This is a genomic window from Mycobacterium sp. 1245805.9, assembly GCF_001672915.1.
GTDB lineage: Bacteria > Actinomycetota > Actinomycetes > Mycobacteriales > Mycobacteriaceae > Mycobacterium.
Map to the genome: position 1 here is coordinate 1 of NZ_LZKR01000131.1, position 9,437 is coordinate 9,437.

A 9,437-nucleotide genomic window follows, 5' to 3' on the forward strand; every position below is an offset into this window, starting at 1 on the left:
TTGCCGATCCCGCACCAGGCCCAACTCCCGGGCACGGTCGTTGAGGTAGACGACGTCGCGATGCGAATCCACCACCGCGGCTCCCAGCGGCATCAGCGCGACGATGCGTTGCAGCATCTGTGCGACGGTGATGCCCGTCCATTCGGTGGTGGATTGCTGACGGCGCTCGACCGCCCGCGGCGCCAGCCGGACCCCGGCCGCAACACCCACGGCCAGCGCCAGCACTGACAAGACCCCGGCCAGCAACAGCGCCGAGAACACAGTCACAACAAAATCCTACAAATTTGGTGAACGCCGCCCTAGCGGAGCGCGGCCAAAATCGGACAAGTCACACCCTACGCAACAGGTGTTCCGCTGCCGTTTACGCGATGTTTGGCAAAGGGGCCTTTAAAAGCTGCTGGTGGGCGCGGACGAACTCAGGCGCGCCCCTGGCTGGCAACGGCGGCGGCGCCGGCCGCGGCCGCCTCCGGGTCCAGGTAGGTGCCGCCCGGCAGCACCGGGCGCATGTCGGTGTCCAGGTCGTAGCGCAGCGGAATCCCGGTCGGGATGTTCAGCCCGACGATCTCCTCGTCGGACATGTCGTCGAGGTATTTGACCAGGGCGCGCAGCGAGTTGCCGTGCGCGGCGATCAGCACCGTCTTGCCGGTCCGCAGGTCGGGGATGATGACGTCGGTGAAGTAGGGCAGGAAACGGGCCACCACGTCGGCGAGGCATTCGGTCAGGGGGCCGCCGCCGATGTTGGCGTAGCGGGGGTCGGTGTCCTGGCTGAACTTGCTGCCGCGCTCGATCGGCGGCGGCGGCGTGTCGTAGCTGCGCCGCCAGGTCATGAACTGCTCCTCGCCGTAGCGCTGCTGCGTCTCGGCCTTGTTCAGGCCCTGCAGCGCGCCGTAGTGGCGCTCGTTGAGCCGCCAGCTGCGGTGTACCGGGATCCACAGCCGGTCGGCGGTGTCTAGCGCCAGGTGCGCGGTGGTGATCGCCCGCCGCAGCAGCGAGGTGTAGAGCACGTCGGGCAGCAGGCCGTGCTCGACCAGCAGCTCGCCGCCGCGAACCGCCTCGGCCCGACCCTTTTCGGTCAGATCGACGTCGACCCAGCCCGTGAATTGGTTGCTCGCGTTCCATTCGCTCTCGCCGTGGCGGAGCAGCACCAGCGTGGCAGTGTCTCCCATGCCGGAAAGTCTCTCACGCGGCCTGGTTAGTCGTCGGAGTCGTCGTCGTCAATGAGATGCGCGAACGCTTGCAGGTTCTTCAGCGACTCCCCGCGGGACACCCGCCACTCCCACTCTTTCTGGATCGAGGAGCGAAAACCCAACTCCAGCAACGTGTTAAAGTCCGAGTCCACCGCCTCGAGCACCTGGCCGAGCACCCGGTCGATCTCGTCGGCGTCGACCGACGCCAGCGACATGCGGCCCACCAGGTAGATGTCGCCGACGTTGTCCAGCGTGTAGGCGACCCCGTACAGCCGGCGATTGCGCTTGAGCAGGAATCGGTACACGCCCTCGTGGTTCTCGTCGGGCTTGCGGCACACGAACGCCTCCACGCGCACCGAATGCTCGCCGACGCTCAGGATGGTGTTGGTCTTGAGCTTGCGTTCGCCGGGCAACTCCACGACCAGGCCCGGCAGGCCGCCGTGCGCGCCGGGGAATTCCGAATAGGTCAGCCCGCTCGCCCGCAGCGTGTGCTCGATCACGGCCTGCACTGTCGTGTTCACGCGTCCACCCCGCGACGCGTCGTCCACCGGCGGGGCTTGCGCATCGAGGCCCGGTCGCGAAACCGGCGCTGACGCAGGGCGGTGAAGTCGCCGATCGCGCGCCGATAGCTGGCCAGCAACGCGTCGGTGGTGTTGTCCCAGGAGAAGGTGGCCGCGTGCGCGGCGGCCGCGCGGCCCATCGCGTCGGCCTGCGGGCCGGGCAGGCGCAGCAGCCGATCCAGGGCGTCGGCCCAGTCGCCGACGTCGTGCCCAGACACCAGGGCGCCGGAGATCCCGTCGCGCACCGCCACCGCCAGGCCGCCGACCGCGGCGGCCGCCACCGGGGTGCCGCACGCCTGCGCCTCGACTGCGACGAGCCCGAATGACTCCGAATAACTCGGCACCGCAACAAGATTGGCGGCCTGGAACAACGTCGCGAGGTCCGCGCGAGACTGCGGCGGCAGGAACGTCACCCGGTCGGTGATGCCGAGTTCGCCGGCCAGCCGAACCAGCCCGTCCGGGGAGGCCAGGCCGCTGCCCGACGGGCCGCCGGCCACCACGATGCGCACCCCGGGCAGTTTCGCGGCGGCGCGCAGCACGATGTCGGGCGCCTTGAGCGGCTGGATCCGCCCGACGAAGGCCACCACGTCCTCGTCGAGCGGCAGGCCGAGCGCGGCCCGCGCGGCGCGCCGGTCCCCCGGGCGGAACACGTCCAGGTCGACACCGGGGTGGACCACGTCGATGCGGGCCGGGTCGGCGTGATGAATCGAAATCAACTGTCGCGCTTCGTCTTCGGTGTTGACGATCAGCCGGTCCGCCTCGTCGACGACCTGCTGCTCCCCCACCGTGCGCAGCGGCGGCTCGGGCGCATCCCCGTCCGCCAGAGCCGCGTTTTTCACCGCGGCGAGCGTGTGCGCGGTGTGCACCAGCGGCACCGCCCAGCGGTCCCGGGCCAGCCACCCGACCTGCCCGGACAGCCAGTAGTGGGAGTGCACGATGTCGTAGTAGCCCGGCTCGTGGGACGCCTCGGCGCGCAGCACCCCGGCCGCGAACGCGCACAGCTGGGTCGGCAGGTCGTACTTGTCCAGGCCCTCGAACGGCCCCGCCACCACGTTGCGGACCAGCACGCCGGGCGCCACGTGGGCGACCGGCGGATCGGCCGACGCGGTGGCCCGGGTGAAGATCTCCACCTCGATGCCGCGGCGGGCCAGGTGCAGCGCGGTTTGCAGCACGTAGACGTTCATGCCGCCGGCGTCTCCGGTCCCCGGCTGGGCCAGCGGTGAGGTGTGCACCGCCAACACTGCAACCCGGCGCGGGCCGTTCAGCCAGGGGACGTCGTCGTGCCGCACTCCTTCATCTTTACAGGACGGGCTCTCAAACGACCCAAAGGCGCCGTTCGCGCTAAGCGGACGTCTCGTCGGCGGCGACGTCCCGCAGCCGGGAGTCCAGCGCGCCGGCGCGCCGCATCGCGCCGAGCGGATCGGCGTACAACCCGCCCAGCGACACCGTCCCGGCCCCGGCCTCCTGCACCCGGTTGCCGAACGCGGTGACGCGGAGATCGCGCGGTGCCAGGACCGAGTTCTCGGCAAATGCCGCCTCCACGTGCTCCATCGCCTCGGGGTACTCGGTGAAGGCCTGCCCGCCCACCACCAACTCGTCGGGGTTGAGCATGTCGCGCAGCAGGGCGACCGCCCCGCCGAGCACCCGGCCCCGCTCCGCCAGCAGCTCCCTGGCCTGCGGATTGCCGGCCCGAGCCACCCGCAGCAGGTCGGTCATCGCGGTCGCGGACCCGTTGATGCGGGTCGCCGGGGCGACGCCGGGAAGGATCTTCAGCCGGCGCGCGGCGGACAGGACCGCTTCGTCGCTGACGGTGGACTCCAGCTGTCCGGCGCCGCCGAGCAACTCGGAGTGGGCGGGCAGCGCGGCGATGGTGCCGGGGCCGCTGGTCGGGCAATGCACCCGCCCGCCGATCACCAGCGCATAACCCACGGTCTCGCGGGCGTAGACGTACAGGCTGGTCGGCGAGCTCGGCGCGAATCGCCGCAGGCCGAGCAGCAGCTCGGCCCCGGCCATCGCGTCGACGTGCGAGGCGACCGACACCGGCAGTCCGAGCGCGTCGGCCAGCACGGGACCCACCGGCGCCTGGCGCCAGCCCAGCCTCGGGTGGTCGACGTGTCCGGTGGCGCTGTCGACCGTGCCACCGATCGCCACCCCGACCCACAGCGGGCGGCGCCGGTGCCAGCGCCTCAGGTAGCGGCTGGCGCTCTCGGACAGCGACGCCAGCGCGGGCCCGGCGGCGCTGAGCGGGGTCGGGGTCTCGACGGTGTCCAGCGTGCGGCCGAACAGGTCGGTCGCCACGATGCTGGTGGTGCGCGCGCCGATGTGGATGCCGAGCGTCACGAACGGTTCGTGGTTGAGCTCCACCGGCACCCGCGGGCGTCCGATGGCCCCGGATACGGCCAGGTCGGCGCGCTCGCGCAACAGCCCGGCGTCGAGCAGCGCGATGACCTGGCGGTTGACGGTGGCGATGCTCAGCGACGTGACGCCGGCGATGACGTCACGGCCGACCGGGCCGCGCAACCGCACGGCCCGGAAAACCGAAGCCGCGGCCGAGTCGGAGATGTGCAGCGCCGGGGGCAGGATCTGGCGGTGCAACCGCAGTGGGGCCTTGCGGCTGGGGGAATGGGTGTGGGTGAGAGTAGTCGTGCGCACGAGAGTCCTTTGTCCGAGTTCGAATGGCCGCTTCGGCCACGCCTGAAAGGTCAGGAGCGGCAAAGTGCGCGGCAACAACACGCACTCGCCGCGCAAAGACACGCGGCGGTGTTGTCGAACAGGGCGCTGAGGTGCACCCCGAGAATTTAGCACGTTTATTAGAGTTATTCCGATGAACGCAGCTGGGGGGCAACAACGGGTCGCGGTAGTCACCGGTGCCAGCTCCGGAATCGGTGAGGCGACCGCCAAAGTCCTTGCGGCCCTTGGCTTTCACGTGGTCGCGGTGGCCCGCCGCGCGGATCGGATCAACGCGCTGGCCGACGAAATCGGCGGGACCGGCGTTGTGGCCGATGTCACAGACGATGCCGCGGTCCAAGCGCTGGCCGACAAGCTCGGCCGGGTCGACGTGTTGGTCAACAACGCCGGTGGCGCTTGGGGACTCGAACCCGTCGCCGAGGCCGACCTGGAGCACTGGCGGTGGATGTGGGAGACCAACGTCATGGGCACGCTGCGCGTCACCCGCGCACTGCTGCCCAAGCTGGTCGATTCCGGTGACGGCCTGATCGTCACCGTCACCTCCGTCGCGGCCCTGGAGACCTACGACGGCGGCGCCGGCTACACGGCGGCCAAACACGCCCAGGGTGCGCTGCACCGAACGCTGCGCGGCGAGCTACTCGGAAAACCGGTGCGGCTCACCGAGATTGCCCCTGGCGCGGTCGAAACCGAGTTCTCGCTGGTCCGTTTCGACGGCGACGAACAGCGCGCGGACGCGGTGTACGCCGGGCTGACGCCGTTGACGGCGGCCGACGTCGCCGAGGTGATCGGGTTCGTCGCCTCCCGGCCGTCCCACGTCGACCTCGACCTGATCGTCATGAAGCCGCGCGACCAGGCCAGCGCGACGCGGTTTAACCGCCGGGGCTAGGCGATGTCGTCGGCGCCGAAGTGGGCGTGCCCGACAGCGTCGGCGCGTTCGACGGGGTGACCGGCGCGGTCACCGGGATCTGAGTGGCCGGCGGGTGCGCCGTCGGGGGCGGCAGCGCCGACATCGCCACCCAGGTGTCCCAGTCCACGGCCCAGTCCCAGATGTCGCCGTCGGAGTAGGACAGCTGGATCGAGCTGCCGGTCACCTCGACGGGGTCGCCGTAGATCGCGGTGCGGTAGTACTGCTCGGCGTCGGAGGTCGACAGGTTGATGCAGCCGTTGGTCACGTTGCTGTTGCCCTGCGCGCCCGCGCTGGACGGGTTGGCGTGGATGAACTCGCCGTTGTTGGAGATCCGCACCGCCCAGCGCTCGTGGGCGTTGGTGTAGCCGGCCGCCGGGTTGGACATGTAGAAGTCGGCGTACTTCTCGGTCACCACGTGGATGCCGTTGCGGGTGACGTTGCGCGCCTTGTCGGCCTCGCCATAGCTGCACGGGAAGTCCATGATGACGCCGGCGTCGGTGACGACCTGGATGCGGTGCGAGGAGACCTCGGCCTTGACGACCTGCTTGCGGCCGATCTGGAAGTGCAGCGAGATGTCGTCGGCGCCGAATGCGCCGTCACCGAACGGGCGCCCGTACAGCTTGGCGTCGACGTTGACGGTGGTGCCCGCCGGGTAGTACTCGCGGGGCCGCCAGTGCACCCGCGCCCCCTGCGCCTCGTCGGGCAGCCACGCCCAGCTGCCCTCGACCGGGGGCGTCGTGGTGACGGTCAGCGCCTTCTCGACCGAAGCCTTGTCGCTGATCGGCGCGTCGAACTGGATGATGATCGGCGCGGCGACCCCGACAGTCTGGCCGTCGGCCAACTGGAAGGCCCCGCCGATCTTCTTGCTCGGCGACACGGTGGTGAACTTGCCGGTCACCGGGACCGCCTTGCCGTTGTGACCGACGGCCGAACCGCTCCACGTGTAGGTCGCGTCGTAGCCCAGCGGCTCGGTGGTGGTGTAGACGGTGCGGTCGGCGTTGAAGGATCCCGCGACCACCTTGCCCGACGAGTTCGTCAACGCCACCTTCTGGAACCAGCCGTCGCTCACCTGGACGCTGATCGGCGAGATCGGGACCACGTCGGCGGCGGCGTCCGCCGGCTGGAACTTCAGCTGGGGCGCCGGGGGTTCCTTCTTGTTCTCGGCTTGCTTGGCCACGGTGCCCGCGCAGGCGGCCAACACGCTGGGGGCGAACACGCCGAGCCCGAGGGCCGCGAGGGCCAAACGCCGGTTAACCGGCGGCGGGGTACTGGATGTGCTCACGACATCTAAAGATACCGGGAGAATAGACCCCAACGGCGCCACGACAATTCGGCGCCGACCTGCGGTTGCACGAGATTTGCCGCTACAGCCTGCAGCCGAGCAGGACAGGCTCCGGTTTCAGTGTGATGCCAAACACAGCATGGACTCCGTCACGCACCGTTCGCGCCAGTGCGATGACGTCGTTTGCGGTGGCCCCGCCGCGGTTGGTCAGGGCGAGCGCGTGCTTGGTGGAAAGCCGGCAACGTGCCGCTTCGTCCTGCGGATAGCCCTTGCCGAAGCCGGCGCGCTCCACCAGCCAGCCCGCCGCCAGCTTGACTCCGTCCGGCGCCGGATAGTGCGGCACCGGTCCCTCGACATCGCCGGCCAGCCGTTTGTAGGCCTGCGGTGTCACCACGGGGTTGGTGAAGAACGAGCCCACGCTCCAGGTGTCGTGGTCGTCGGCGTCGAGCACCATGCCCTTGCGCGCCCGCAGCATCAGCACCGCCTCGCGCACGGCTTTCGGATCGGCGCGCTCGCCGCTGGCGGCGTCCAGCGCGGCCGTCAACTCGCCGTAGCGCAGCGGCGCGCTGCGGCCCGACGGATCCAGCGCGAACTCGACTTCCAGTACCACCCAAGGGATTTCGCGCCCCTCGTGGGACGCCTGCTTGAAGGCGCTGGTGCGGTAACCGAAGCCGAGCTCGTCGCCCGGCACCCAGCGCACCTCGCCGCTTTCGCGATCCAGCACCCGGACCCGGGTGATGGTGTCGGACACCTCCGCCCCGTACGCTCCGACGTTCTGCACGGGCGTGGCGCCGGCCGACCCGGGAATGCCCGACAGGCACTCCAGCCCGCCCAAGCCATGCTCGATGGACTCGACCACCACGTCGTCCCAGACCGCGCCCGCCTCGGCGCGGACCACGTTGCCGTCGACCGTGATGCCGTCGTTGGCCAGGCGGACGGCGGTCAGATCGGTCAACGTGTCCGCGATGACCAGGTTGGACCCGCCAGCAAACACCAGCACGGGCGTCGCGTCGGCTTCCGAGTCCAACTGATGCAGGACGGCGACCACCTGATCGGTGCTGGAGCAGGTGATCAGGCGCCGCGCGATCGGCCCAACCCGCAAGGTGGTCAACGGCGCCAAGGGCACCGCCTCGTCGACACGCGCGCCGGCGAAGAGCGAACCGGCACCGCTCGTTTTCATGGCCCGTAACGGTAGCCTGGCCAGCTATGCCGCATTCATTCGAGTTGTCGGCCGAGTACGAGGAGAGCGTCGAAGAGGTCCACCGGGCTTTCCAGGAGGAGGGGTACTGGCGGGCCCGGCTGGCCGACATTCCCGTCGACGAAGCGAGGCTGGAGTCGCTGCGGGTCGGCGGCGAGTCCGGACAGGACGGCACCGTCGAGGCGGTCACGCTGCAGGTGGTGCGCAGCCACAACCTGCACGCCGTCGTCAAGCAGCTGCACCGGGGCGACATCTGCATCAGGCGGAGGGAAACCTGGGGGCCCGTCGTCGACGGCACCGCCGCGGGCTCGATCGCGGTCACCATTTTGGGCACCCCGGTGGATGTGTCGGGCCCGGGGGAACTGGCGCCGATCCCCGGCTCCCGCGGCGCCCGGCTCACCTGCCGCATCACCGTCCAGGTGCGGATCCCGATCATCGGCGGCAAGGTGGAGAGGATGATCGGCGCCCAGCTGGACGAGCTGATGAGCCGCGAACAACGGCTGACCGCGGAGTGGATCGCCCAGAGCGCCTGAGTCCGGCCGCCCGGGCCTAGGCTTGCGACATGCGAATTGCGCTGGCGCAGATCCTCAGTGGCAGCGATCCGGCGGCGAACCTCGAGCTGGTCCGCGACTACACCCGCCGGGCCGCCGACGCGGGCGCAACGCTGGTGGCCTTCCCCGAGGCGACCATGTGCCGGTTCGGCGTGCCGCTGGCCCCGATCGCCGAGCCGGTCGACGGCCCCTGGGCGAACGGGGTGCGCGGGATCGCGACCGACTCCGGGATCACGGTGATCGCGGGCATGTTCACCCCCTCCGGCGACGGGCGGGTGAAGAACACGCTGATCGTGGCCGGACCGGGCACCCCCAACCGGCCCGACGCCCACTACGACAAGATCCACCTGTACGACGCGTTCGGCTTCACCGAGTCGCGCACCGTCGCACCCGGCCACGAACCGGTGGTAGTCGAGGTCGACGGCGTCCGGGTGGGATTGAGCGTTTGCTACGACATTCGCTTCCCTGCGCTTTACACCGAGCTGGCCCGCCGCGGCGCCCAGCTGATCGTCGCCAGCGCGTCCTGGGGCTCGGGGCCGGGCAAGCTCGAGCAGTGGACGCTGCTGGCCCGGGCCCGCGCGCTGGACTCGACGAGCTACGTCGCCGCGGTCGGTCAGGCCGATCCCGGCGAGGCCCTGAGCGATTCCGGGTCCGGCGCGCCGCTGGGGGTGGGCGGCAGCCTGGTCGCCTCGCCGCTGGGCGAGGTGGTCGCCTCGGCCGGCGACGGGCCGCAGCTCGTGGTCGCCGACATCGACGTCGACCGGGTCGGCGCGGCCCGGGACAGCATCGCGGTGCTGCGCAACCGCTCCGACTTTGCTCAGGTGGATAGGGCAGAATCGGTTGGGTGACGAACCCACAGGGCCCACCAGGACCACCGAACGAGGGCCCGTCGACATGGGCCCGTCCCGGCAACCAAGGCCCCTTCGGCCAGCCCCCGACTGAGCGGCCGACCGAACGCATCAGCACCGGCGGCCCGGCGCAGCAGTCGCCGCCGCCGGCCGCTTCCAGTCAGCAGACCGAGCAGCTGAGCGTCCCGCATCAGAACCCGCCGCGGCCCCCCTACC

General features: G+C 70.4%; 9 protein-coding genes and 2 pseudogenes. 4 read left to right on the forward strand and 7 right to left on the reverse strand.

All coding sequences use genetic code 11. The annotated features are described in order from the left end of the window. From A9X00_RS18410 to A9X00_RS18430, 5 genes and pseudogenes are all read right to left on the reverse strand, one after another. Positions 1-267: pseudogene (locus tag A9X00_RS18410) on the reverse strand (sensor histidine kinase); the annotation flags it as partial. A 149-nt stretch (positions 268-416) separates the two neighbouring features. Further along, complete coding sequence (locus tag A9X00_RS18415) at positions 417-1,166, reverse strand: phosphoglyceromutase (protein WP_067156451.1); 750 nt, start codon at positions 1,164-1,166, stop codon at positions 417-419. A 26-nt stretch (positions 1,167-1,192) separates the two neighbouring features. Continuing rightward, on the reverse strand, positions 1,193-1,708 hold the full coding sequence (locus A9X00_RS18420) for a YbjN domain-containing protein (protein WP_067156471.1): 516 nt from the start codon (positions 1,706-1,708) through the stop codon (positions 1,193-1,195). Then, on the reverse strand, positions 1,705-3,036 hold the full coding sequence (gene mshA, locus A9X00_RS18425; RefSeq protein WP_067156454.1) for a D-inositol-3-phosphate glycosyltransferase: 1,332 nt from the start codon (positions 3,034-3,036) through the stop codon (positions 1,705-1,707). The genes A9X00_RS18420 and mshA overlap by 4 nt, the downstream gene beginning before the upstream one ends. A 52-nt stretch (positions 3,037-3,088) precedes the next feature. After that, positions 3,089-4,399 (reverse strand): ROK family protein, encoded by a 1,311-nt coding sequence (locus A9X00_RS18430; protein ID WP_067156475.1) that lies wholly within the window; start codon positions 4,397-4,399, stop codon positions 3,089-3,091. A gap of 172 nt (positions 4,400-4,571) precedes the next feature. On the opposite strand from A9X00_RS18430, the gene A9X00_RS18435 reads away from it, so the two are divergent. Beyond that, positions 4,572-5,321 carry an SDR family oxidoreductase gene (locus A9X00_RS18435; RefSeq protein WP_067156457.1) on the forward strand — a complete coding sequence of 250 codons (750 nt, stop codon included), beginning with the start codon at positions 4,572-4,574 and terminating at the stop codon, positions 5,319-5,321. Here A9X00_RS18435 and A9X00_RS18440 read toward each other — a convergent pair. Together A9X00_RS18440 and A9X00_RS18445 are read right to left on the reverse strand one after the other, a co-directional pair. Next, positions 5,305-6,666, reverse strand: coding sequence for an Ig-like domain-containing protein (locus A9X00_RS18440; protein ID WP_156772168.1), 1,362 nt, complete (start codon positions 6,664-6,666; stop codon positions 5,305-5,307). The genes A9X00_RS18435 and A9X00_RS18440 overlap by 17 nt on opposite strands. 40 nt (positions 6,667-6,706) lie before the next feature. After that, complete coding sequence (locus A9X00_RS18445; protein WP_067156463.1) at positions 6,707-7,804, reverse strand: UDP-N-acetylmuramate dehydrogenase; 1,098 nt, start codon at positions 7,802-7,804, stop codon at positions 6,707-6,709. A 26-nt stretch (positions 7,805-7,830) separates the two neighbouring features. Here A9X00_RS18445 and A9X00_RS18450 point away from each other — a divergent pair, with 26 nt between their 5' ends. The 3 genes and pseudogenes from A9X00_RS18450 to A9X00_RS32025 form a co-directional block, all read left to right on the forward strand. Next, complete coding sequence (locus A9X00_RS18450; RefSeq protein ID WP_067156465.1) at positions 7,831-8,355, forward strand: DUF2505 domain-containing protein; 525 nt, start codon at positions 7,831-7,833, stop codon at positions 8,353-8,355. A gap of 29 nt (positions 8,356-8,384) precedes the next feature. Continuing rightward, a complete protein-coding gene (locus A9X00_RS18455) occupies positions 8,385-9,221 on the forward strand; it encodes a carbon-nitrogen hydrolase family protein (RefSeq protein WP_067156468.1) in 837 nt (278 codons plus the stop codon). Next, positions 9,218-9,437 (forward strand): annotated as a pseudogene (locus tag A9X00_RS32025) (DUF2993 domain-containing protein); the annotation flags it as partial. The gene A9X00_RS18455 and the pseudogene A9X00_RS32025, both read left to right, overlap by 4 nt.

Bases quoted from the DNA above. Each gene is read 5' to 3' on its own strand.
- A9X00_RS18435 (WP_067156457.1), top strand. From the start codon at position 4,572: ATGAACGCAGCTGGGGGGCAACAACGGGTCGCGGTAGTCACCGGTGCC.
- A9X00_RS18450 (WP_067156465.1), top strand. From the start codon at position 7,831: ATGCCGCATTCATTCGAGTTGTCGGCCGAGTACGAGGAGAGCGTCGAA.
- A9X00_RS18455 (WP_067156468.1), top strand. From the start codon at position 8,385: ATGCGAATTGCGCTGGCGCAGATCCTCAGTGGCAGCGATCCGGCGGCG.
- A9X00_RS18445 (WP_067156463.1), bottom strand. From the start codon at position 7,804: ATGAAAACGAGCGGTGCCGGTTCGCTCTTCGCCGGCGCGCGTGTCGAC.
- A9X00_RS18415 (WP_067156451.1), bottom strand. From the start codon at position 1,166: ATGGGAGACACTGCCACGCTGGTGCTGCTCCGCCACGGCGAGAGCGAA.